The 22,287-nt window shown below is 58.7% G+C and carries 19 protein-coding genes and 1 tRNA gene; 8 read left to right on the forward strand and 12 right to left on the reverse strand.

What is annotated here, in order from left to right; translation table 11 throughout:
• Nucleotides 1–168: 168 nt before the first annotated feature.
• From WFP06_RS00900 to WFP06_RS00930, 7 genes are all read left to right on the forward strand, one after another.
• Nucleotides 169–510, forward strand: coding sequence for a GntR family transcriptional regulator (locus tag WFP06_RS00900; RefSeq protein WP_336985381.1), 342 nt, complete (start codon nt 169–171; stop codon nt 508–510).
• 182 nt (nt 511–692) lie between these two features.
• Entirely contained in the window at nt 693–971 is a 279-nt protein-coding gene (locus tag WFP06_RS00905) for an integration host factor subunit beta (protein WP_336985382.1), read from the forward strand.
• 223 nt (nt 972–1,194) lie between these two features.
• Nucleotides 1,195–1,279, forward strand: a tRNA-Leu gene (locus tag WFP06_RS00910).
• Between the two features lie 106 nt (nt 1,280–1,385).
• A complete protein-coding gene (locus WFP06_RS00915; RefSeq protein ID WP_336985383.1) occupies nt 1,386–2,024 on the forward strand; it encodes a PilZ domain-containing protein in 639 nt (212 codons plus the stop codon).
• A gap of 138 nt (nt 2,025–2,162) precedes the next feature.
• Nucleotides 2,163–3,740 (forward strand): NAD(P)/FAD-dependent oxidoreductase, encoded by a 1,578-nt coding sequence (locus WFP06_RS00920; protein ID WP_419716234.1) that lies wholly within the window; start codon nt 2,163–2,165, stop codon nt 3,738–3,740.
• 21 nt (nt 3,741–3,761) lie between these two features.
• Complete coding sequence (locus tag WFP06_RS00925; RefSeq protein ID WP_336985385.1) at nt 3,762–4,163, forward strand: GtrA family protein; 402 nt, start codon at nt 3,762–3,764, stop codon at nt 4,161–4,163.
• A gap of 9 nt (nt 4,164–4,172) precedes the next feature.
• Nucleotides 4,173–5,957 carry a hypothetical protein gene (locus WFP06_RS00930; RefSeq protein ID WP_336985386.1) on the forward strand — a complete coding sequence of 595 codons (1,785 nt, stop codon included), beginning with the start codon at nt 4,173–4,175 and terminating at the stop codon, nt 5,955–5,957.
• Here the strand turns inward: WFP06_RS00930 and msrB are convergent, their stop codons facing one another.
• The 4 genes from msrB to WFP06_RS00950 form a co-directional block, all read right to left on the reverse strand.
• Nucleotides 5,958–6,449: a peptide-methionine (R)-S-oxide reductase MsrB gene (msrB, locus tag WFP06_RS00935; RefSeq protein WP_336985387.1), complete on the reverse strand. Its 492-nt coding sequence runs from the start codon at nt 6,447–6,449 to the stop codon at nt 5,958–5,960. It abuts the gene before it with no gap.
• 43 nt (nt 6,450–6,492) lie between these two features.
• Nucleotides 6,493–7,824, reverse strand: coding sequence for a cytochrome P450 (locus tag WFP06_RS00940; RefSeq protein ID WP_336985388.1), 1,332 nt, complete (start codon nt 7,822–7,824; stop codon nt 6,493–6,495).
• 80 nt (nt 7,825–7,904) lie between these two features.
• Entirely contained in the window at nt 7,905–9,194 is a 1,290-nt protein-coding gene (locus WFP06_RS00945; protein ID WP_336985389.1) for an ABC transporter permease, read from the reverse strand.
• Entirely contained in the window at nt 9,191–10,174 is a 984-nt protein-coding gene (locus WFP06_RS00950; protein ID WP_336987591.1) for an ABC transporter ATP-binding protein, read from the reverse strand. The genes WFP06_RS00945 and WFP06_RS00950 overlap by 4 nt, the downstream gene beginning before the upstream one ends.
• Nucleotides 10,175–10,248: 74 nt before the next feature.
• On the opposite strand from WFP06_RS00950, the gene queG reads away from it, so the two are divergent.
• Entirely contained in the window at nt 10,249–11,325 is a 1,077-nt protein-coding gene (gene queG, locus WFP06_RS00955; RefSeq protein ID WP_336985390.1) for a tRNA epoxyqueuosine(34) reductase QueG, read from the forward strand.
• Here the strand turns inward: queG and WFP06_RS00960 are convergent.
• The 8 genes from WFP06_RS00960 to WFP06_RS00995 all read right to left on the reverse strand — a co-directional run bounded on the left by WFP06_RS00960 (nt 11,309) and on the right by WFP06_RS00995 (nt 21,950).
• On the reverse strand, nt 11,309–12,535 hold the full coding sequence (locus tag WFP06_RS00960; protein ID WP_336985391.1) for an NAD(P)/FAD-dependent oxidoreductase: 1,227 nt from the start codon (nt 12,533–12,535) through the stop codon (nt 11,309–11,311). The two genes, queG and WFP06_RS00960, sit on opposite strands and share 17 nt — an antisense overlap.
• Nucleotides 12,536–12,586: 51 nt before the next feature.
• The gene (locus WFP06_RS00965) at nt 12,587–17,278 is read right to left on the reverse strand and encodes an NAD-glutamate dehydrogenase (RefSeq protein WP_419716235.1); all 4,692 of its coding nucleotides are present in this window, start codon (nt 17,276–17,278) and stop codon (nt 12,587–12,589) included.
• A 282-nt stretch (nt 17,279–17,560) separates the two neighbouring features.
• Entirely contained in the window at nt 17,561–18,574 is a 1,014-nt protein-coding gene (locus WFP06_RS00970; RefSeq protein ID WP_336985393.1) for an LLM class flavin-dependent oxidoreductase, read from the reverse strand.
• Nucleotides 18,558–19,418 (reverse strand): tetratricopeptide repeat protein, encoded by an 861-nt coding sequence (locus tag WFP06_RS00975; protein WP_336985394.1) that lies wholly within the window; start codon nt 19,416–19,418, stop codon nt 18,558–18,560. The genes WFP06_RS00970 and WFP06_RS00975 overlap by 17 nt, the downstream gene beginning before the upstream one ends.
• A 13-nt stretch (nt 19,419–19,431) precedes the next feature.
• Nucleotides 19,432–20,169 (reverse strand): alpha/beta hydrolase, encoded by a 738-nt coding sequence (locus tag WFP06_RS00980; RefSeq protein ID WP_336985395.1) that lies wholly within the window; start codon nt 20,167–20,169, stop codon nt 19,432–19,434.
• A gap of 38 nt (nt 20,170–20,207) precedes the next feature.
• Complete coding sequence (locus WFP06_RS00985; RefSeq protein ID WP_336985396.1) at nt 20,208–21,131, reverse strand: alpha/beta fold hydrolase; 924 nt, start codon at nt 21,129–21,131, stop codon at nt 20,208–20,210.
• Between the two features lie 19 nt (nt 21,132–21,150).
• The gene (locus tag WFP06_RS00990; protein ID WP_336985397.1) at nt 21,151–21,342 is read right to left on the reverse strand and encodes a helix-turn-helix transcriptional regulator; all 192 of its coding nucleotides are present in this window, start codon (nt 21,340–21,342) and stop codon (nt 21,151–21,153) included.
• Entirely contained in the window at nt 21,339–21,950 is a 612-nt protein-coding gene (locus WFP06_RS00995) for a hypothetical protein (RefSeq protein WP_336985398.1), read from the reverse strand. Before WFP06_RS00995 ends, WFP06_RS00990 begins: the two co-directional genes overlap by 4 nt.
• Nucleotides 21,951–22,287 lie beyond the last annotated feature (337 nt).

Consider the following 22,287-nt stretch of genomic DNA (forward strand, 5'->3'; position numbering starts at 1 on the left):
GGTCGCTACGGACAGGTCCTAATGCCGCGCACCCTAGCGCCTGTTTTGCCTATGTGAAGCAGTTGTTTCACGCGAATTTGCCTTAACCCACGCTGTCCGGATGTCCCACCGGAGCTTGACCCGACGCGCTGTATTATGGCACTGATGCACTTGAAACAGGAAATGACCATGACACAACAAGGCCGGCCCGTTTATCTGCGCCTGAGAGATCTGATTGCAGCAGCGATTATCGAAGGGCGTTATCGCGAGGGCGAAATGCTGCCATCTGTCCGTGCCTTTGCCGCACAGCAAGGGGCCAATCCGCTGACTGTCGCCAAGGCATATCAGCAATTTCAATCAGATGGCCTGGTCGAAGTGCAGCGCGGCGTCGGGATGTATGTCGTCGAAGGCGCCGCGGACCGCCTCCGGGCAAGCGAACGTGAAAGTTTCATCAGCCGTGACTGGCCGGAAATTCGCACCCGTATGGATAGACTGGGCATTGTGCCAGCGGACCTGTTCCAAAGCAGTTGAGCCGCAGCCTGCAAGCAATCTACGACTGACAATTAAAGAAATTTCCTAACCTGCGTTGCGAAATGTCCGCACATTTGGCACAAAGGCCGCCTGAGGTTGCACATCGACGTTGCTCTGGTGCGAGCCAAGCGATCTTTACCTACACCGATCCTGCATACAGGACGGTTTCGAAAGGCTTTCAAATGATCCGTTCCGAACTGCTGCAGGAAATAGCCAAGGAAAACCCCGAACTTCGCGCCGATGAGGTCGAGCGGGTGGTGGACATTTTCTTTGACGAGATTGCAACCCGCCTCGCAGAAGGCGGCCGGGTGGAACTTCGCGGCTTCGGAGCGTTCTCCACGAGAGAGCGCGACGCACGCAAAGGACGCAACCCGCGGACCGGCGAGGCGGTAGATGTCCCGGCAAAGCGCGTACCTTATTTCAAGCCAGGCAAGGAAATGCGCCGCGCCCTCAATGATTAAGGCCGGGGAATGATCAGGTTCGCGGCATGATTAAGGTCGGATTTTGATCCGGCCGATGGCGGCTTGACCTCTGTAGTCCCTGTAATCCCTGCAATGACTGTAAACCCGGCAACCGAAACGATGTTCGGACGGTGTGTCCTAATTTTCCTATCGTAACCGGCAATGTCGATTGCGGCGGTACGCTGTGCTCGCTAGGGCGGTTTTGCGCGGCGCCTCCAGGCCTGCGGGTGTGGCGGAATGGTAGACGCCGGGGACTTAAAATCCCCTGATCATTGATCGTGCTGGTTCGAGTCCAGTCACCCGCACCAGCCCTCCCATTATGGTCTGTTAAGGGTAACTACTAAGCATATCCGGTACGCCACATTAAAGCTCCTATGGTTAGTCGGAACGCGGACACAGGAATGGGGCATCGCGATGGATCAATTTACGGCAGCCTGGGATGGAGTTTTGCCGCCCGAGGAAACCTCGGCTGAATCGCGTGAGGCGCCGCGATTTACCCTGTTGATGCGCGCCGCAAAGCTGATTGTCCCGTCAGGTGAATTTCTTTGCATTGTCCGTGACGTTTCATCCACCGGTTTGTCGACCAGGAACTTCCACGCACTGCCGCCCGGCCGCCCGATCATTCTGGTGCTCCAAAACGGCGACCAGCATCAAATCGAAAAGATGTGGGAGCGGGACGGAGCAGCCGGCTTCCAGTTCGCAGAGCCGGTCGATATCGTGCGGTTCCTGAGCGAACATGGCCGCTATCCCAAGCGGCCGGTCCGTCTGTCTCTCAATATTCCGGCGCAAATCGCAAGCTACGGTTCGTCACAGCATGCCCTGATCGAAGACATTTCACAGCAGGGCGCACGGATCGAATGCAGTTCGCGATTGGCGATCGACCAAACGTTCAGGATCGAGGCCAAAGGCCTGCCCGAAATTCGCGCCAAGGTGCGTTGGCGGCGCGACAGGAAATACGGTCTTGTCTTCGAAGATACTTTCCAGTTTGCCGAACTGGCCAGCCTGGCTGTGACCGTCCAATGCCCCGATCTTGCAATGCACGTGCGGATTTAGCGATGTTCATGACATGGGCTGACGGCAGGCTTGCCAACCGGGACGTTGCCGGTGTGCCGGCCGCGTTAACGATCCCCTAACCAATTTCCTTCACTTCCGGTGAGGAGATTGAATTGGGGGCTATAAGTGAGCGATAAAATTACTCAGAACCTGAATGTCGACGCGGTTATCGTTGGCGCGGGCCCCGCCGGCCTGACCGCAGGCTATTTGCTGACAAAGCAGGGCAAGACTGTAGCGATTATAGAAAAAGATGCACGATACGTCGGCGGAATCAGCCGTACGGTGGAACACGAAGGTTACCGGTTCGACATTGGCGGCCACCGGTTTTTTTCCAAAAGCCGGCAGGTGGTCGATCTGTGGAACGAGATCCTGCCCGATGACTTCATCCAGCGGCCGCGGATGAGCCGGATTTATTACGAGGGCAAGTTCTACAGCTATCCGCTGCGCGCATTTGAAGCTCTGGCTAATCTGGGTTTGTGGCGGTCGTCGGCCTGTATGGTCAGCTACCTCCGGTACAAGGTTTTCCCGGTCAAGTCCGTGAAGAGCTTTGAAGACTGGACGACCAACCAGTTCGGCAAAAAACTTTATTCCATATTCTTCAAAACCTACACCGAGAAAGTGTGGGGTATGCCGTGTGACGAAATGAGCGCGGATTGGGCCGCCCAGCGCATCAAGGGCCTGTCGCTGTGGAGCGCGGTCATTGACGGCCTGAAACGCAGTCTTGGTTTGAATAAACAGCCCAATGACGGCCAGGCTGCCAAAACATTGCTCGAGACATTCCGTTATCCGCGGCTTGGCCCCGGTATGATGTGGGAGGCGGCCCGCGACAAGATCGTGGCGGCCGGAGGACATATGATAATGGGGCATGGCCTCGAACAGCTCGCCAGCGATGGTGAAGGCGGTTGGCGGCTGAGCGCATCGGGATCGGCCGGCAAGATCGTGATCAAGGCGAAAAATGCCATCAGCTCAGCACCCATGCGCGAGCTTGCCGCACGCCTGAGCCCGTTACCCGATACTGCGCTCGATGCTGCGCAGCTGAAATATCGCGATTTTCTGACTGTCGCTCTCAAAATCCGATCGGACGATCTGTTTCCTGATAATTGGATTTATATCCACGACGACAAGGTTCAGGTCGGGCGGGTGCAGAATTTTCGCAGCTGGTCGCCGGAAATGGTGCCGGACAAGGATGTTGCCTGCGTCGGACTGGAGTATTTCTGTTTCGAGGGAGATGGCCTCTGGTCAATGCCCGACGATAGGCTGGTCGAACTGGCGAAGGCGGAAATGGAGATATTGGGGCTTTGCGATCCGGCAGATGTCATCGGCGGCGCGGTAGTGCGGCAGGAAAAGGCATACCCCGTCTATGACGAAGATTATGCTGCGAATGTAACCGCGGTTGCGCGCGAACTGGAAGACAGGTTCCCCACACTTCACCTGGTCGGCCGCAACGGGATGCATCGTTACAATAATCAGGATCACGCCATGATGACGGCAATGCTGACAGTCGAGAACATCCTGGTTGGTGACCGCGTATATGATACCTGGTGTGTCAATGAAGATGCCGAATACCACGAGGCCGGCGATGAAGGTGCCGAAGCGGCAATCCCGCGCCGCGAAGTAACCGACGATCAGGCGGCAGCGCTGAATTCCTTGCGCGGCGTTCCCGAACGGATTTCGCAAGCCGACGACGATTCGCAAACCGGCCGGAAAGTCGCCTGACCGGGGTTTATGGGGCATCCGATGACAGCCTATATCGATAAGTTGAGAGACATTCGTCTGCTGCGCTATTTGCTGGCTAGCGTTGGCGCACTGGCCGTCGATCTTGGATTTTTCCTCGTTCTGCTTGCTGCTGGCACGGGTGCAGCAGCGGCCTCCGCAGTGGCTTATTGCACCGGAATTCTGACCCACTGGATGCTTTCCAGCCGCGCGGTTTTTACCGGCTCCGTGGCTGAGCGCGGCCCGCGCCGGACGAAGCAGAAGGCGCTGTTCGTGATATCCGCACTGGTGGGTCTGGCGCTGACAACATCAATCGTCGGGCTGGCCGATTATCTGACATTCGATCCGCGCGGCGCCAAGCTGCTGGCCATCGTCATAAGTTTCACGGTCACCTGGTTGCTACGCAGCCGGGTGGTGTTTCGTTAAGTCTGGCGCGTGGACACCGATCGCCGCCTGCGCGGACATGAAAGGCCGAACCGGCGCATCCTGATTGTCTGGGCGTTGTTGAGCGCGATATTCCTGGTGATCGGCTGGCCCGGAATCCAGCAAGGCCAATTCCCCGATCCCGATGACGCGCTGCGATTTGTGCAGGTTCGAGATTTGCTGGCGGGGCAACCGTGGTTTGATCTTCATCAATACAGGATCGCGCCGCCGGACGGCGTGGTGATGCATTGGTCGCGTCTGGTCGATGTACCGCTTGCAGCGATCATTCTCGCGCTCACGCCGCTTCTCGGTGTATCTTCTGCAGAATTGGTAGCGCTGATAGCCGTTCCCCTGCTGACGCTGGGCGCAGTGCTGTTCATGATCGGGCGGCTGGCCTGGCGGCTGTTCGATGTCGATGTAGCCGGCCTCGCCTGCCTGTCGGTCGGATTGTTTGCGCCGCTCGTTTTCCAGCTTCAGCCGATGCGGGTCGATCACCATGGCTGGCAGATATTGGCCGTGGCAGCGGCGCTGTGGTCCATATCAATGCGCTATTACCTTTCGGGCGGCAGTCTTGCGGGGCTCGCCATGGCAACCGGTTTGTCGATCTCGATCGAGCTGCTGCCGATCGCGGCGGCATTCGGTTTAGTTCTGGCGCTGCGCTGGTTGCGCGACCCGGCGGCCCGCTGGTGGCTGGTATCCTATATGCAGGCTCTCGCACTCGGCCTGTTTATTCTTTTCTTCGCGACCCGCGGGATTGCAGGGCTGGCGCAATATTGCGATGCTATTTCCCCTGCGCATCTCGGGTTCTTTTTGATCGCGGCGATCGGAACAGGTGTGATCGCCGCAATGCCGCGAATGCCCATGCCGGTGATAGCCGGGCTGTTCGGTGTAACGGGCGCTGTGGGCCTAGCATTTTTTGCCCTGTCTGCACCTGCCTGTCTGGCTACGCCGCTGGGCGACCTAGACCCGCTCGTGCACAAATTCTGGTATCTCAATATCGCGGAAGGCCGGCCGCTTTGGGAGCAGGATCCGTGGCGGGCAATACCGGTTTTCCTACAGATCCTCGTCGCATTTGTGGCGAGTATCACTCTCGCGTTGCGTTCGCACGATTGGCTGCGGTCATGGTGGACCGAATATACCCTTTTGTTCGCTGCGGCGATCCTGTTGTCGCTGTTTGTCTGGCGTTCGGCCGCATTCGCTGCGGTTTTGGGAGCGGTCCCGCTCGGCTGGCTTGCGAGCGGGTTGCTGCACCGCTTCCGGATTGCTCAGGGCGCGGGGCAGAAAATTACCCTCACGCTGGCTATCCTGATGGTGTTTGTGCCGTCTGCACCGTTTAATCTGGCCGCTAAATTGATGCCCGGTCAAACCCATGTTCCGGCATTGTCTGCCGAAGCCAGTGGCTGCGCGATCAGGCAACAAGCGAGACGGTTGGACCGATTGCGGCCGGCGACGATTTTCGCACCCTTCGATGTTGGGCCTGCCCTGCTGGTGGGAAGCGGGCATTCGGTTGTGGCAACCAGCCATCACCGCGCGGAGGCGGCGATGCATGATGTCATCAAAGCATTCACAAGTCCGGCAGACGGGGCGAGAGCCATAATCGGCAAATATGACGCTGATTATGTCGTCATGTGCACCGATCTGGCGGAGCCCGCGCTGTTTGCCTCGGCCAATCCTGATGGTCTGGCGGCCGACTTGCTGGCAGACCGCGCGCCGGCCTGGTTGCAGCCGGTTTTTATTCCCGCCGGCAGCGCAACTTTCAAAGTCTGGAAAGTCCGCAAGGACCAACCCGTGGACTGATCAGCCGGCAATAAAGTCCATCGCGGTGCCATTGATGCAATGCCGCTTGCCAGTCGGTTTTGGCCCATCGTTGAAGATGTGGCCCAGATGCCCGCCGCAATCCGCGCAGTGAACTTCGGTGCGCGGAAAACCGATCTTGTAATCGGTCGTGGTTCCGACAGCGCCGGGCAACGCCTTCCAGAAACTGGGCCAGCCCGTGCGGCTGTCGAATTTGGTTCTTGATGAGTATAATTTGTTGGAGCAGCCGGCGCACACGAATGTTCCTGCGCGGTTTTCCTTGTCCAGCGGCGAACTGTATGGCCGTTCCGTCGCAGCCTTGCGCAATACGTCGAATTCAGACTTTGTCAGCCGCGCCCGCCATTCGGCTTCAGTGCGTTTTACCGGAAAGGCCTTGGCTTCTGCGCGGCCAGAACCGCAGGCCGCCAAAATCGGCAAGGCGGTGCCGATACCCAGCAGTGTCAAAATTTTGCGACGTGAAGTTACCTGTTCCATATCGCACTATACGCAGAGGAATTCCGAACGGTTTCTGAACGGGTTAAAAGCGCGTCATTTCCACTTCCAGTTTGCGGAAGCCGTGAACGAAGTTGGCTCTTACTCGCTCCACATCGCCGGCAACATGCACGCGGATCCGGCGCTTGTGCATTTCCTCCAGCAGGATTTTCAATTGCAGTTCCGCAAGACGCGCACCGACACAGCGATGGATGCCATATCCGAATGCGATATTACGGCGGGCATTTTCGCGGGTAATATCCAGCTTGTCGGCATTGTCGAAAACGGTCTCGTCACGGTTTGCGGAAAGATACCACATGACCAGCTTGTCGCCCTTTTTGATTTGTTCGCCGAACAGTTCGGTATCTTGCGTGGCCGTACGCCGCATATGTGCCAGGGGGGTCTGGTAACGAATGCATTCCTGGACTGCATTCGGGATCAGATCGGGATTTTCTTCGAACAGTTTGCGCTGATCGGGAAATTTATCAAACCCGTGAATGATGCCCGACATTGTATTGCGCGTCGTGTCGTTTCCGCCCACGATCAGCAGCACCAGATTGCCCATGAATTCCTGCGGGTCCATCTGGTTCATCGCGGGGCTGTGGATCATCATCGAAATCAGGTCCGGGCCGGGTTCTTCGCTGGATTTCCTGATCCATAGTTGCTGAAAATACGCAGCCATTTCGTGGAGGATTTCGCGGCGCTGTTCGTCCAGTTCGCGCGCCAGAGACAATTCGGTATCGCCAGCCCAGTCCGACCAGTAGGTCAAAAGTTCACGGTCTTCCCATGGAAAATCGAACAGGATCGCAAGCATACCCGTGGTAAGCGGAATCGACACTTTTTCGACCCAGTCGAACGTTTCACCCTCGGGCAGCGTATCAAGCAATTCGCCCGTACGCTGGCGGATTTCGTCGTCCATCCGCTTCATTTCGCCTGGCGCAAAAGCCGGGGCGACGGTGCGGCGCTGGCCGGTGTGCTTGGGCCTGTCCATCGCGATGAACATCGGCAGCTGAAAGCGTTCTTCGCCTTCCGCCAATTCCTGTTCCCAGTCGGGATCGGTGATCGTAATCCCGCCATGTTCCCAACTTGACGAGAATAAATCGGGCAGGGATTCGACGTGCTGGATCGCCTTGTGCTGCACCACATTCCAATAGGGCCCGAACGGGCTTTCTTTTACGTAATGCAGCGGACCTTTGGCGCGCATTTCGGCGAAAATCGGCTGCCAGCGGTCTTCGACATAAATATCGCTGCGGCTGACATCGAAAGGTTCGGTATGGCTGGGGATTTTCTGCGGATTGTTCAGCAGAAACTCCGACAATGCCTCATAAGCCGTGGGCGACGTGCGCCATTGCGGCTTTTCGGCTGCTTGGGTAGCCATATCATCCTCTCCTGTTCCGCATGTCAATTTGCTGCAGAATCGTCAGGCCAGTCTGGACTTACTTACCTCAATGTCAATAGTCAGTTGCTGGATGCAACCTCTACCGGCACGGCTTTGCCATAGCCGGCGCGGGAGCGCCATCTTCGATGGAAACCGAAGCGGCGGCGTTTCTTCACGCCTTGTGGTCCAGACTTCATTACCCGGCGGCGGAACAGCGAAGCCCCCATTTTAATAAAGATTGCCACCCAAAGTGTTTGCCACATAAGCGCCAGAACATGCGGCCAGATTTCCGGCTGCAAAGCCGCGCGGGCCAACATCGCAAAAGAGGAACTAAGCGGGAAAACAATTGCCGCATATTCGGCAATGGTGCCGGGATGCGCCATCGCAAAACTTGCAAAGAAGAAGTTCATCAACTGCAGCATCGTAACCGGCATGGACAGCGTTTGAACCTCGCGGACGGTCGCTGCCATCGAACCGATAGCCAGGAAAACCGAACCGATCAGTAAATAGCCCATCGCGAAATAGACGATGCCAAGGCCGACAAACAAAGGCCAGCCAACAGCCGGTTCGGGTAACGCGCCCGCCAGCGGATTCAGCAACACGATAGCTCCGGCCGCGCCGGCCCAGACACTGATACCGACGAATGAAACACCCAGCATAGCGAACAGTTTGCCCAGGAACACAGCATCCATCGGGATCGCCGCAGCTAGGATTTCGATAATCTTGTTGCCCTTTTCCTCCACCAGATTGGACAACACCATCCCGGCCAACAGCATGGTCAGCAAGAACAGCAACATCTGTCCCACTTGCGCGGTTTGAACACGGCTGCGTTTTTCATTGGCGCCACTGGTGGCGACGGTCTGTTTTGTGACTGCGGGAAAATCAGGTGAGCGCTGGGCAAGCGCGGCGCCGGCGATCAGGGATACGCGGCCTTCCCAGCGATCAACCCGGTCGCCGGTAGCGGTAAGGACCGGCCGGGCTGGAGAACCCGTCACAATGGCCGCCAGATTACCGCTGCTTGCCATCAATTCTTCCCGTGGGTCCAGTTTCGTCCCGTCTTCAGGCACATCCAGAGCTATTAATGGCGGAAGAATGCCGCCAATTTCGGTCGCCAGCTGTTCGCGGGCAGCTAGCATTGCGGCATTGTCCGATTGGCTCATGGCGACGCCGATGACCGGGTCTGCAGCGCTTTCCGCTACTTGGGCACCAATCCCGCCGGCTGCGACACCGACAAGAATGGGGAACAGCGGCCCGAGCAGGAAAAACACAAAACTTCTGCTGAACAGGATCGCCACGAAATCCCGCCGCGCGATAACGAATGCAGCCTGCCAAATGGAAAGGCGGCCCGGTGTCGTAAGGTTGCGGTTCATTGCGCCATCTCCGCTTGACGGTCGGCATCAAGTTGCCTTGCAGCGGCTTCGCCGGCAATCGCAACGAATGCATCGTGCAGTCCGGCGCGTTCGATCGAAAGCGATAAAATGCCTGCCTCACCCTCGATCAGCGCGCGCAGCAGGGGTTCGATACCGCTATCGGGCAAAGAGAAAAACCAGAAGTCGCCTTCGCGCCGCGCATCGCGTGGCAATGCTGCGCGCCAGGGGCCATCACCGGCCCGGGTTTCCAGCCTGACCTGCGCGGGAATGCGGTCGCGTGCCTCGTCCACCTGCCCTGCAAAGGGCACTTTGCCGCCAGCGATAATGGCGATGCCTTCGCAAAGCCGTTCGGCGTGCGCGATGACGTGGGTGGAGAAGATCACCGTGGTGCCTTCGTCGGCCATACTCCGGATCATCTGTTCCAGTTTGCCCTGGTTGATTGCATCGAGCCCCGAAAACGGTTCGTCCAAAACCACCAGTCTGGGCTTATGCACGAGCGTGCCGAGCAATTGCACGGTTTGCGCCATACCTTTCGAAAGCTGGCGGATCTGGCGGTCAACCGCGTGACCAAGGCCGTTGCTTTCCATCAGTTCCTTGCCCCGCCGCCGGCCTTCCGCCAGTGGAACCCCGCGCAGTGCGCCCATGAACGCGATGGCTTCATAAGCTTTCATCGACGGGTATAATCCGCGTTCTTCGGGTAGATATCCGATCAGACGCGCAATGTCGTAGGGCCTGTCGGTGCCAAGGATTGTCCGCGTTCCTTCATCCGGTTCGATAATGCCCAGCAACATTCGCAGAGTTGTGGTTTTGCCCGCTCCGTTAGGTCCCAGTATTCCGTAGATTGCGCCTTCCGGCACGGTAATATCGACGCCGTCAACCGCCAGTATCCCATCAAACCGTTTGACCAGTCCCCGCGCTTCGATAGCGGGGGGGCGCCCTGCTGACGCTGAAGTTGGAGCTGACGCTCCTGCATTGCCCATCCGGGCCGTATTGCTTAGCGCGCTATCCATTGCGGGTCGTTAACCGTCAGGGATGAACAGGAGCAACAGCGAAATTGGTTAATCCAGCGCAACTTTCCGATTTACAGGAGCGTTTGAGGAACCACGCTGCAGCGCTGGGCTTTGCGACGATTGGCTTTGCCCCCGCCCGGGATGATCCTCTGCGCGCCCGGCGGCTGGAAAAATGGCTTCAGGCCGGCCACCACGGCACAATGGACTGGATGGAGGACCGCGCCGATGTCCGCCGCGGCCCGCAAAGCATGTGGCCCGAGGCACAAAGCGTAATCGCGCTTGGCATGAGCTATGCGCCCGCTGTCGATCCGATGGCACTTGAGGGGATCGGTAACCGCGCCCGGATTTCGGTGTATGCGCAAGGCGGCGATTATCACGTCACGGTGAAGAAAGCGCTGAAATCATTGGCTCGCTGGCTTGTTGCCGAAGCTGAAAAGGCCGGTTTAGCAGCTCCTCGGCTTAAGGTGTTCGTCGATACGGCGCCGGTCATGGAAAAACCGCTTGGCGAGGCAGCGGGTATCGGATGGCAGGGCAAACATTCGAATCTGGTCAGCCGGAAACATGGTAGCTGGCTGTTTCTGGGCGCCATATACACCACACTGCCGTTTGCGTCCGACACGCCGCATGATGATCGCTGCGGCTCGTGCAATGCATGCCAGACCGCGTGTCCGACGGATGCGTTCCCGGCACCCTATCAGGTCGATGCAAGGCGCTGCATTTCATACTTAACGATCGAGCATAAGGGCCCCATACCCGAGGAGTTTCGCAAACCGATCGGGAACCGCATCTACGGCTGCGACGATTGTCTGGCCGTTTGCCCGTGGAACAAATTTGCCGATCAGGCAGCGCGTAACAAGGCTTTTGCTACCCGGGCAGAGCTTGCTGCACCAAGGCTAGGCGACCTGCTGACGCTTGACGATGCCAGTTTTCGCACGCTGTTTTCGGGAAGCCCGATCAAACGCATCGGGCGCGACCGGTTTGTGAGAAATTGTCTGATTGCTGCGGGCAATAGCGGCGACGCGGAGCTGTTGGTCCAGGTTGATGCGCTAGCCGCTGATGCTGATCCGGTGGTGGCGGAAGCTGCAGTGTGGGCGGCTTTGCAGCTCAGAGCATGTCTTTAAGCGGCGTTTCGGTATCGGCCAGCAGCGCCGGATCGATCTGAGCACGCGCCTCCACCAACTTGCGGCCCTGCACGTAATCCCTTGTGGCGTTGACGCAGTCGAGCGCGATAACCCGGCCTTCCCTGAGGTAAATTACCGAAAAAGACCGTGTGGCAGGATCGCCGCGCAAGACAGTCTGATCATGATCCAGGCTATGGCCCGCTGTCTGCAGGCGCAGATCATACTGGTTGGACCAAAACCATGGCAGCGCGGCATAAGGCTCTGCATCACCGGTTATCGCCCGCGCGACAGTGGCCGCCATATCATGGGCATTCTGGACCGACTCGAGCCGCAGCACAGCGCCATCTGCATAAGGATTGGAATGCGCCGCGCAGTCGCCGATTGCATAAATTCCCGGAAGCGATGTCCGGCAATACTCGTCAACATCAACCCCGTTCGCGCCGGCTGCGCCCGCGGCAATCAGCGGGCCGATCGCCGGCACAATGCCGATACCCACTATTACAATATCCGCTCGGATCTCGTGGCCGTCAGCCAGTTGAACGCCCGAAACGCGGCCGTCCGAACCATGAATTGCTTCTACCGAAACGCCGGTTTGCAAATTCACACCATGCGCACGGTGCTCGGCCTCGAAGAAGCGTGACAGGTCTTCTCCCGCCACCCTTGCGAGCACTCTGGGGAGAGCCTCTAGAACGGTCACTTCGCACCCAAGCCTGTTCAGGACAGCGGCTGCTTCCAACCCGATATATCCCCCGCCCACCACAACGGCAGTGCGTGATCCCCCTTCCAATTCTGCCTTCAGCCTGTCGGAATCAGCAAGGTCGCGGACCGTATAGACACCGTCCAGATCCGCACCGGGGCAGGACAAAGGTCGGGGATTGCCTCCGGCAGCCCAGATCAGCCGATCATATTCGATCTGGGACTTGTCCGACAATGTTACGAATTTTGCGGCCGGATCAACCGCTGTCACCGATTTACCGAGCCGCAGGTGAACGTCGCGATCAGTCCAGAATGCCGGTGGACGGATAAGAATTCTTTCGAACGCCTTGTCGCCCGAAAGATACTCCTTCGACAATGGCGGCCGTTCATAAGGTGGGTGCCTGTCACGCCCGATCATCATGATCGAACCCTCGAAGCCCTTTTGACGAAGCGCGATAGCAGCGCTTGCCCCGCCATGGCCTGTCCCTACAATAACAATATCCGCATTATTCATGCGCGGACTTTGGCCTAACCAGCGCGCGAATCCAACCTCTTGAATTTTAGGCTAACGGCCCAGCAGGTTCCGCGCCTGACTGGCGATCTGTGCCAGCATTGCGGGGGCGACCGAAGATTGGGCCTGCGCCCGCGCGACCATCTTGCGAAACTGGGCTATCGCATCGGCATTGCTTTCAGCCCATTGTTCGACCGTAGAGGCCGGGTCTGATTTACCATCTTTGCGGCGGGACATCCGGCGCAGGAAATCGAGCCGCATCTGCTGGAAATCGCGTGCAAGTCCCGAAACCAGCATGCGCTCCCACACATCCGATGAATTCATCATCGCTGCAGTTCCCTGCGCCCAGGCAAGCCCAAGCTTCGCGCCCAGTTCCGTAAATGCGGCAGTCAGTTTGCGCGGATCGATTTCTGCGTCTTTGGCCAGATTGGCGATGCCGACCGCACCATCCATGTCAAACAGGTGGGTGACCATCGCAGCCTCGGTTTCCCCGGCGCCAGCAGCGACCAGTTCATGCCGCAGCTTGGCCGATTGTTCTTTCGATTCGTCTGCCAGATGGCTTTGCGTCAGGCTGGACAGAGCGGTCACGCCTTTTGCCAGACGGCTGACAGTGTCGGACGGCTGCACATCGCCCGCGCCCACTCTCAGCAGGTCGGCAGCCTGGTTGGCCATTCCGGCAGAATAGCGGTCAAACAGCTTGAGACGGGCCGTTTCCGAAATGTTTGCTTCATCCAGCTTTGTCCAGGTTTCCGCAAATCCGAACAACCGTTCAGCGGCGACAAATGCGCTGGCAACCTGGGCCAGCCCTGTGCCTTCTTCTTCGGCCAGTTCAAAAGGATGCACCACCCCCATCCGGTTGACGATCTGGTTTGCCAGAATTGTTGCGATGATTTCGCGGCGCAACCGGTGCTCTTCGATGGCCTTGCGGTATTTGCCGCGCATCGGCTGCGGAAAGTATCCGGTGAGTATTTCTATCATGCCCGGATCGTCGGGGAGGTCGCTGGCTTCGATTGCTGCCTGCAATGCCAGCTTGGTCGAACTGAGCAGGACGGCAAGTTCCGGGCGCGTGAGGCCTAGCCCGTCGGCAGCGCGGCGCGACAGTGTTTCGCTATCGGCGAGGCCTTCCGTTTTCCGGTCGAGATTGCCGCCATCCTCGAGCTTTTCGATCAATCTCAGATGCGATTCGGTTGCTTTCGCGCCGCCTACCTGTGCGACGGATAAAGCAAGTGCCTGCAAGCGGTTATCTTCAAGCACAATCTCGGCGACTTCTTCAGTCATCGAAGCGAGCAAGCTGCTGCGCTTCGCTTCGGACAGCTTGCCGGACTGGCTTGCCGTACGCAGTGCAATCTTGATATTCACTTCGTTGTCCGAACAATCGACGCCAGCCGAATTGTCGATAAAGTCGGTGTTCAAACGTCCGCCGCCAAGTGCGAATTCGATGCGCCCGGCCTGCGTCACACCCAGATTTGCGCCTTCGCCGATTACTCTGGCACGCAACTGGTTCGCATCGACTCGCAGCCTGTCGTTGCCCGGATCGCCGACCTGTATGTTATTTTCGCTGCCGGCTTTGATGTATGTTCCGATACCGCCAAACCAGATCAGATCGACCGGAGCGGTCAGGATGCCGGATATCAGGGTTTCGGGATCCATCTCCTGCTGGTCGAGCCCCAGCGCAGTCTGTGCGGCAACCGACAGCTTGATAGTTTTGGAGGCACGGGAATAGACTCCGCCGCCACGCGAAATCAGGTCTTGGTCATAATCTTCCCAGCTCGAACGCGCGAGCTGGAACAGACGTTTGCGCTCTTTCCAGCTGGCTGCCGGGTCTGGGTCGGGATCTATGAAAATATGCCTGTGATCGAATGCGGCAACCAGTTTGAGCGCTTTTGAAAGCAACATTCCGTTGCCGAATACATCGCCTGACATATCGCCGCAGCCGACCACCTGGACGGGTTCGTGCTGGACGTCGACGCCCATTTCCAGAAAGTGTCGCTGCACTGACACCCAGGCGCCGCGCGCGGTAATGCCCATCGCCTTGTGGTCATAACCGTTCGAGCCGCCGCTTGCGAAAGCATCGCCCAGCCAGAAATCGTTCTTCTCGGCAATGGCGTTGGCCACGTCGGAGAAACTGGCAGTGCCCTTATCCGCCGCGACCACGAAATAGGGGTCCGGACCATCGTGGATCACGACCCGGTCGGGGTGAACCAGTTTATCGCCGTTATAATCATCGGTCACGGACAAGAGAGTGCGAATGAAAAGTTCGTAACTGGCCCGACCTTCAGCAGCCCATCCTTCGCGATCAGTCGCCGCGTCGGGCAGTTGCTTGGGATAAAAACCGCCCTTCGCGCCGGTAGGCACGATGACCGCATTTTTAACACGCTGCGCTTTCATCAAGCCGAGAATTTCCGTGCGAAAGTCATCCCGCCGGTCCGACCAGCGAAGCCCGCCGCGAGCGACGGGTCCGGCGCGCAGGTGAATGCCTTCCACCCGGCGTGAATAGACCCAGATTTCGCGCCATGGCACAGGCTTGGGGAGATTGGGCACGAGCGACGAATCGATTTTGAATGCCAGCGCCTCACGCGCTGCCGGTGCGAAAGCATTGGTGCGCAAAATGGCTTCTGCGACGGCTTGATAAAGCCGTAACAGCCGGTCGTCATTGATAGCCGATACTTTTGCCAGACCTTTGCGAATGGCGTCTCTCGCGGTCTGGGCCGCATCTTCGCGATTACCGCTGAAATCCGGGTCGTGCCTGGCGATAAAAAAGTCGAGAATACCGCGTGTGACCGACGGTGCCTGACGCAGGGCATCGACCACCGTATATATCGTGAAGCCCATGCCGGTCTGGCGCAAATATCTGTAAAACGCCCGCAAGCCGTTTGCTTCGAGTGATGTGAGCCCAGTACCTACCACCAGGCGATTGAAGGGATCATCCTCGGCAATGCCGTTCAGCACATTGGCAATAGCGTGTTCGATCGCATCCGCACGGTCGAGCAGCGGCCCAACGTCAACGCCTTCGGCAAGTGCCAGCGTAAAATCGTGGACCGACCCCAAGTCGCCACCTTGCAGCATCGTGGGAACTTCGGTCAGAACATGGAAACCGAAATTTTCGAGTGCCGGGACGGTATCGGACAGCGAAATCGAGCCGGTTTGCTGGTAAATCTTCAGACGGAGCCGGTTTTCCGCATCTCCGCTGAAGCGATAAAGGCGCGCATCCCTGAGAGTTCCGGTCGCTGCACTATCCGTAGAAAGCGCGCGCAACCTGCGAATGTCCAGCGCGGCTTCGGCGGCGCCGTAATCAGCGCGGTAAGCTGCCGGGAATGCATCGGCATAACGGCCGGCAATGGCGGCTGCCCGTCCGGGCTCTACACCTTCGGCAAGCTCGGCCTCGACCGCGTCACCCCATCCGCGCAGCAATGTCTGCAATTGCGCGTCCAGCGCGGCCTGGTCGGGAAGTCCCTTCGTCCCGCGAATGTCGAGTACAAAGCGCAAGGTAGCAAGTGTGCCGCCTTCGACTTGCAACGACCAGTCAAGCAGTTCCGCCCCGGTATGTTCGATCAGCAAATCGCGAATTTGCAGGCGCACCTGCGTCGAAAGCATGTCGCGCGGCAACCAGACAAAGGCAAACATATGCCGGGCAAGCGGTGCCTCGACCAGTGCCAGACGGGGGCGCGGGCGATCGACCAGGCTCATCAGTGCGCTTGAAACAAGTTCCAGATCGGCTTCGCTGAAACCGATCGCCAGATCATGCGGCAAAGTGGTCAGGGCGTGGATCAGCGATTTGGCTGCATGGCCGCCCGGTATGAAACCGAACCGCTCCATCAGCGTCTCGAGACTTTCGCGCATGACGGGAATATCGCGCGGCGGGGCGGCAAGCGCTGCACTGGTCCAGACCCCGGCATGGATAGACAAAGCGGTCAGCTTACCGTCCTCGACCAAGGGAACGACGAACAGATCAAGCGGAACACGGCGGTGGACATTGGCAACCCGGTTGGCCTTGATGATCAGCGGTGCCTTGCCGCGCCCGAACTCTGGCGCATCATCAAAGTACTTGAAGGCATTTTCAAAGGATGAATCGGCCAGCAGACCCTGCGACGTCCGGCGGCATATCCCCAGCAATCCCGAATGGCTGCCATCACGCTTTCGGGTGAGATGGCCCAGTTGGGTCAGCATCCCCGCATTGAGCCAGCGAAGCAGTTGCGCGCCTGCTGTGTCGCCCAGCGAATCCGCGTCCGCGCGCATCGCTTCCTGCAATTTGGGCCAATCGCCGACTGCTGCGTGCACATCGGACAATGTGGTATCAAGGGCTTTCTTCAATGCCGAGCGCTGCCGCGCGTCGATCCGGCCCGTCTCCAGATAAATCATCGATTCCCGGGCGATGTCACCGTCGGCGGAAATCCGCTCCAGTCTGTTTTTCTTGTCACGATGAACGCTGACGACCGGATGTACCAGCCGGTCGATCGTCAGGCCCAGCGCAGCAATCGTTGCCGCAATCGAATCCACCAGAAACGGCATATCGTCATTGACGATGGCAATCCGCATTATGCGGCGTGCATCAGCAACCGTGCCGGTATTGATCGTGATGGAACTGCTTCCGGCCTTGCGCGCATTGGCGGTTTCCAACAGCAGAGTCGCCGCACCGTCCAGTTCGGCAGGCACGAAAGGCGCGTCGCCCGGGAGTAGAGAATCGCGGATCTGTGCAGCAAGCGCTGCAACCAGTTTGGCAGATTTCTGCTTGCCCATCCCGACCATTAAACATTGCTCCATTCAGGCGTTCAAATCCCCCGCCGACCGGCAATTGGCTGGTTACGAGCGCAACTATATTTCGTTCGATAGGCGTCTCGCGTTGGGCGGGCAAGCGAGCATTCAGCGAATTTTTCCGCTCTGGCGCCCGGCTCTGGCAGCGCCTCTCTATAACAGTATCAGGTGCATCTGGCGGCCCAAGGTTGGTCCCTTCCGCCGCCGTTTGTACCGGTTAGTCACTGGCTTGTTCCCCGGGCCCCGCATCGGGGCCGACCCGCCGAGCCCGTTTGATCAGCTTGCGATGGCTTCCATCGTGAGCCGGATCGAGCGGGTTCGTGCGTCAGGGTCGAATGTCGCGCCTGAAACGATTATTTCGTCAGCGCCGGTTCGTTCTACAAATGCCTTGATCGAATTCGCGACCGTCACGGGCGCCCCTACCGCGCGTGCCTGACCGATATGTTCCAGCATCGCTTGCAAGTTGGCGGGCAGGGACGCACGGTATCCGGCAACCGGCGGCGGCAGTTTTCCCGGACTGCCGGTTCTGAGCCTGACGAAGCTCTGTTCCAGCGACGATGCGAGGAACTCTGCTTCTTCATCCGTATCCGCCGCGATTACCGTCATCGCTGCCATGACATGTGGCCTTTCAAGAGCGTCCGATGGCTGGAAATCGCGGCGGTACAGGGCCAGCGCCGCATCGAGATGGTCGGGCGCGAAATGGCTTGCAAAGGTATATGGCATACCCAGTTTTGCCGCGAGCCGTGCGCCGAAAAGGCTTGAGCCAAGCATCCACATCTCGACATCCGCACCGAGCCCGGGCGTCGCTGACAGTGCGAGTGCTGGCTTGCCCGTGAACAGCGCGCGTAATTCCTGCACATCTTGCGGGAAATATTCTGCCGCTTGTGCCAGGTTCTTGCGGAAAGCGGCGGCAATGCGGCTGTCGGCACCGGGTGCGCGGCCAAGGCCGAGGTCAATCCGGCCGGGGAACAATGCGTCCAAAGTTCCGAATTGTTCTGCAATCACGAAAGGGTTGTGGTTGGGCAGCATGATCCCGCCCGACCCGATGCGAATAGTGTCGGTCGCATGGCCGATGGCAGACAGCACCACCGCTGCCGCACCGCCCGCAATGCCGTCCATCGCGTGATGTTCGGCGACCCAGAAGCGGGCATACCCTGCATCCTCGGCGGTTTTCGCAAGATCGACCGCATTTGCGATGGCTTCACGCACCGTTCCGCCTTCACGGACAGGAACGAGGTCAAGGACGGACAGGGGCACGCTCAATCGACTTGCCTCATGGGTTTGGCTCATTCAGCTGCGCGAGATAGGATGTCGCCGTCTCTGCCGCCGTAGATGCAGGAGCAGCTATGATGACCGATTCCCAGCTTTTCCTCGCCGCATCTTCGCGGCCTGATAATACAGCGATCAGTCCCGCCTCAAGCCCGATTGCAGGATCGTCTGGCGCCAGGATTGCAGCACGCTCAATCTGGTTTTGCGCGGCGGTCAGATCGTCCATCCGGCGCGAAAGGGTGGCGGACATAAGCCAGGCATCTGCATTGTTTGGCAATTGCGCGCGCGCGGTGGCAAAATACGGAGCGGCATCAACCTCACGCTTTAGTGCGACCAAAGCTCGGCCGCGGTCCAGCGCGAGTTCGCCATCAAAACGGGTTGTACCCGCTTGCCTCGCATCCGCCTCGGCAATGGCGATTGCTGCCAGCGCATCATCCGGTGCGCCAGCGCCGATCAGCGCATTTGCCGCGAGCATACCCAATCGGGCGCGGTACAGTCTTGCGTCAGGCATTGCATTTTCTCGTCCGCTGACAAAAGCCGCAGCGGCTTCCTCAAGGCGGCCCAATCCGGCCAGTGCCAGCCCACGGCAATGGTTGGCCGATGCCTTGAGATTGCCCTCAGCCCGCACCAGCCATTCGTTCGCTGTGATTTCGGCCTGCGCGGGGTTGGTTTTTGCCAGCTCGGTGCATTCGGCAAATGTGCGGTTGATAGTGCGCGGTACAGGGGCCGGAGCATTTTCGCGTTGCCGGCGCCGCAATTCTTCGAGTTCGGGCGGATTGGTTATGTCGGTCGCCGCTGATGGGTTGGGTCCGATTTGCGCAGGTGTGGCAAAAGCCAGTGCGGGGGCCAATAGTATCGAAAGCAAGTGGTCTCTCCGGTCAGCCTGTCGGCAAGTTCTGGATCGTGCGCAGTAGCAGCGCGATGTCTTCGCCGTTTGACATGCGGTGGTCCGCATCTTTGACCAAGGTCACCTGAACATCCCTGGAACGTATCGCCTCCGCCAGCCTCAGCGAGGTTTCCCATGGCACATCGGCGTCATTCTGGCCGTGCAGCAGGCGGACGGGGCAGTCTATGGCAATCTCGCGGTCCAGCATTTTATGTGCCTCGCCATCAGCCCAGAATGCCGCATAGGTCGGGGTTGGTTCGGGGCCGTAGGGATTGACTTCAAACACCGTCTCGCCCGCCGCCAGCTGGGCCTTTTGTGCATCGGTATAACCCCAGTTTGTGAAATCGGGCGCAGCGGCGATGCCGACAATTCCGGACATTCTCGAGCCCAGGGTTTCGGCGATCATCAGCATCAGCCAGCCGCCCATCGACGATCCGACCAGCGTTATACGGTCTATGGCGAGCGCCGTTACAAGCCCGAGCACTTCATCGCGCCACTTTGATAAGGTGCCGGTAGCGAAATCGCCCGAACTTTCGCCGCAGCCGCTATAGTCGAGCAGCAAGCAGGCGCGGCCATTTTGTTCGGCCCATTCCATCACGGCGATCGCCTTGCCGCCCGCCATGCCGGACATGTATCCTGGCAGAAATACCAGTGCCGGATCGCTTCCCATCTGGTGACGAAAGGCGATCCGGCAACCCTTTTGTATTTCGTGAAATTCTACTTCGCTCATGCACCGCCTTGTGCGGCGGGGCGGAGCGCAGGGCAAGCTCACTTGGCGAGAAATGCTTCCAGGGCGGCTTGCATCTGCTCAGGCTGGTCGAGCATTACGAAGTGGAAGCTGCCATCGACTGGGACAAACTCCGTATCGGGCGCAGCGGCATAATTGCTGGTGTAAAGCTGATCCATCATTGCTGTGGGAATGCCGCGTTCGTCGCGTCCGTAAACTACGGTCATCGGCGCGGTAATCCCGGCAATGCCGGCGCGCATATCGGTGACCATATCGTCATACATCGCCTGTCCAACCACGTGTTTGTCCGCGGAGCCGCTCCACTGTGCGACCATGCAGGCACCGCGCTGGGTATTGGTCATGTTGCCCGGCGGGGGTGTACCGGTATTGACCACTGCGGAGCAATCGATCGCGGGGTTTCTTGCCCCTTGCGGTGCGGACACGATCATATTGCGCATGGCAGCAGCCTGCCCCTCGATCGCGACACTGTCTTGTGCCCCGAATATTACGCCAATGAACGGGAGTGCGTCGACCACCATGATCCGGCCCGGCAAATCGGGGTATTGCGCGCCGATCATCAGCGCCGCAAGCCCGCCCATCGAATGGCCGATGACCGCTGCGTCTGCAATTTTTTCTGCCTGCAGATAAGCTGCCAATTCATCGACGAAAGGTTGTAACACGGGGCCATCGGTGTTTGCTCCGGCATGATCGCCAAAGCCGCGGATTTGCACCAAATGGACGCGGTGCGTGGCAGCGAGTTTCTCGGCATTGGGGCGCCACACTTCGCGCGGGGTTGAAAGGCCCGGAATCATGACGACGTCCGGGCCTTCTCCGACGGTTTCGATGGTGAAGCGCGCTGGTTGCCCGGCAACTGTTTCCATGTGGGTTGTTTGGCCCGAAGCACCGGCAGGCAGGACGAGCGAAAGGCATGCCGCAAGCGCGGCGTGTAAAAGTTTCATCATCATTCTCCTTGGTAATTTGAGGTCACTCTCGCTCGAAAATTTCTTCAATGGCGAGTTCGAACAGGTCGGCCAATTTAAAGGCTAGCGGTAGCGAAGGATCGTATTTCCCGGTCTCGATGGCATTTACGCTCTGGCGCGAAACCTCCAGCCGCTCGGCCAGATCCTGCTGGCTCCAGTTGCGCTCGGCCCGCAGGACCTTGAGACGGTTTTTCATTCGTCCGTCCCGGCGCGGTCGCGGAAGGTCATCCAGCATTGTCCGATACCAAGCCCGATGGCCCAGATCGGAACCACCCACCAGCCGGGCACATGCGGGACGATCTCGAATGTTTCGAGAAATCCCCAAAGCGATCCGGCACATAACACCGCGCCCAGCCCCATGACATTTGCGATCATCGCGCGGTGTTTGAGATATTCGTCGGTTTCGTCGGTGAGATATTTGCCCATGACATAAACCATCGCGAGTGTCGGGATCACCGGCAGCAGGGCAACGAGCACCGCAATGATCCCAGTCAGTTCCATCGTATTGTGCAGCCGGACCGCAATGCCCAGCCCGATGGCATAGGCAAACGATGATGCCATAATGCCCTTCGTGTAAGTTGCCACCGCCGGGCTGAACGTCCCGGTGCGGCGCTGTTTCCGGATGGACGCCCTGACGTAAGGGATCATCAGCATCATCGCCCCGGCCATCAGGATGAATCCGGTCGTACTGTCAATCGCACTGCTGATCCGCAAGGCCGCGATGACTGCGATCGATGCGGCCAGCAGCCCGCCGTAGAATGCAGGACTGCGGCCTTCGGCGGCCGGTTTCGTCTCCCCGGTCATCGCTCTGCTCCTGCCAGAGCGCAACCGCTGCGCTGGCCGGCAAGAGCCCACGGGACGAATGCGAGCCAGAGAAACGGCGCAGCTTCGGCAAGGGCTGCAGGCGAAGTATCAAAGTCCGCGAAAACCGAAGTCAACAACATGGCCGCGGCGATGAGAAGGCTTTTTAAAACAGGATTCATGTCAATGTCCCTTTGCTTGATGTAAAGGTCACTAGACATAATTCTTTAATATGTCAAGCGTCATTGACAAATTGAATGGCTCGCTTGTCATCGCCCAAGTTCTTAATGATGGCCTGTGCGAAGTTTCGCTGCTGTCTTGGCGGCGTCATACCACTCGC

This window comes from Altererythrobacter aquiaggeris, assembly GCF_037154015.1.
Taxonomy (GTDB): Bacteria; Pseudomonadota; Alphaproteobacteria; order Sphingomonadales; family Sphingomonadaceae; genus Aestuarierythrobacter; species Aestuarierythrobacter aquiaggeris.

Excerpts from the sequence above, each read along its gene's own strand:
- WFP06_RS00940 (WP_336985388.1), bottom strand. The coding sequence starts at position 7,824 with ATGGCTACCCAAGCAGCCGAAAAGCCGCAATGGCGCACGTCGCCCACG.
- WFP06_RS00965 (WP_419716235.1), bottom strand. The coding sequence starts at position 17,278 with ATGGTCGGGATGGGCAAGCAGAAATCTGCCAAACTGGTTGCAGCGCTT.
- WFP06_RS00980 (WP_336985395.1), bottom strand. The coding sequence starts at position 20,169 with ATGAGCGAAGTAGAATTTCACGAAATACAAAAGGGTTGCCGGATCGCC.
- WFP06_RS00905 (WP_336985382.1), top strand. The coding sequence starts at position 693 with ATGATCCGTTCCGAACTGCTGCAGGAAATAGCCAAGGAAAACCCCGAA.
- WFP06_RS00945 (WP_336985389.1), bottom strand. The coding sequence starts at position 9,194 with ATGAACCGCAACCTTACGACACCGGGCCGCCTTTCCATTTGGCAGGCT.
- WFP06_RS00960 (WP_336985391.1), bottom strand. The coding sequence starts at position 12,535 with ATGAATAATGCGGATATTGTTATTGTAGGGACAGGCCATGGCGGGGCA.
- WFP06_RS00900 (WP_336985381.1), top strand. The coding sequence starts at position 169 with ATGACACAACAAGGCCGGCCCGTTTATCTGCGCCTGAGAGATCTGATT.
- WFP06_RS00995 (WP_336985398.1), bottom strand. The coding sequence starts at position 21,950 with ATGACCGGGGAGACGAAACCGGCCGCCGAAGGCCGCAGTCCTGCATTC.
- WFP06_RS00925 (WP_336985385.1), top strand. The coding sequence starts at position 3,762 with ATGACAGCCTATATCGATAAGTTGAGAGACATTCGTCTGCTGCGCTAT.
- WFP06_RS00950 (WP_336987591.1), bottom strand. The coding sequence starts at position 10,174 with ATGGGCAATGCAGGAGCGTCAGCTCCAACTTCAGCGTCAGCAGGGCGC.
- msrB (WP_336985387.1), bottom strand. The coding sequence starts at position 6,449 with ATGGAACAGGTAACTTCACGTCGCAAAATTTTGACACTGCTGGGTATC.
- WFP06_RS00985 (WP_336985396.1), bottom strand. The coding sequence starts at position 21,131 with ATGATGATGAAACTTTTACACGCCGCGCTTGCGGCATGCCTTTCGCTC.
- WFP06_RS00970 (WP_336985393.1), bottom strand. The coding sequence starts at position 18,574 with ATGAGCCAAACCCATGAGGCAAGTCGATTGAGCGTGCCCCTGTCCGTC.
- WFP06_RS00915 (WP_336985383.1), top strand. The coding sequence starts at position 1,386 with ATGGATCAATTTACGGCAGCCTGGGATGGAGTTTTGCCGCCCGAGGAA.
- WFP06_RS00990 (WP_336985397.1), bottom strand. The coding sequence starts at position 21,342 with ATGAAAAACCGTCTCAAGGTCCTGCGGGCCGAGCGCAACTGGAGCCAG.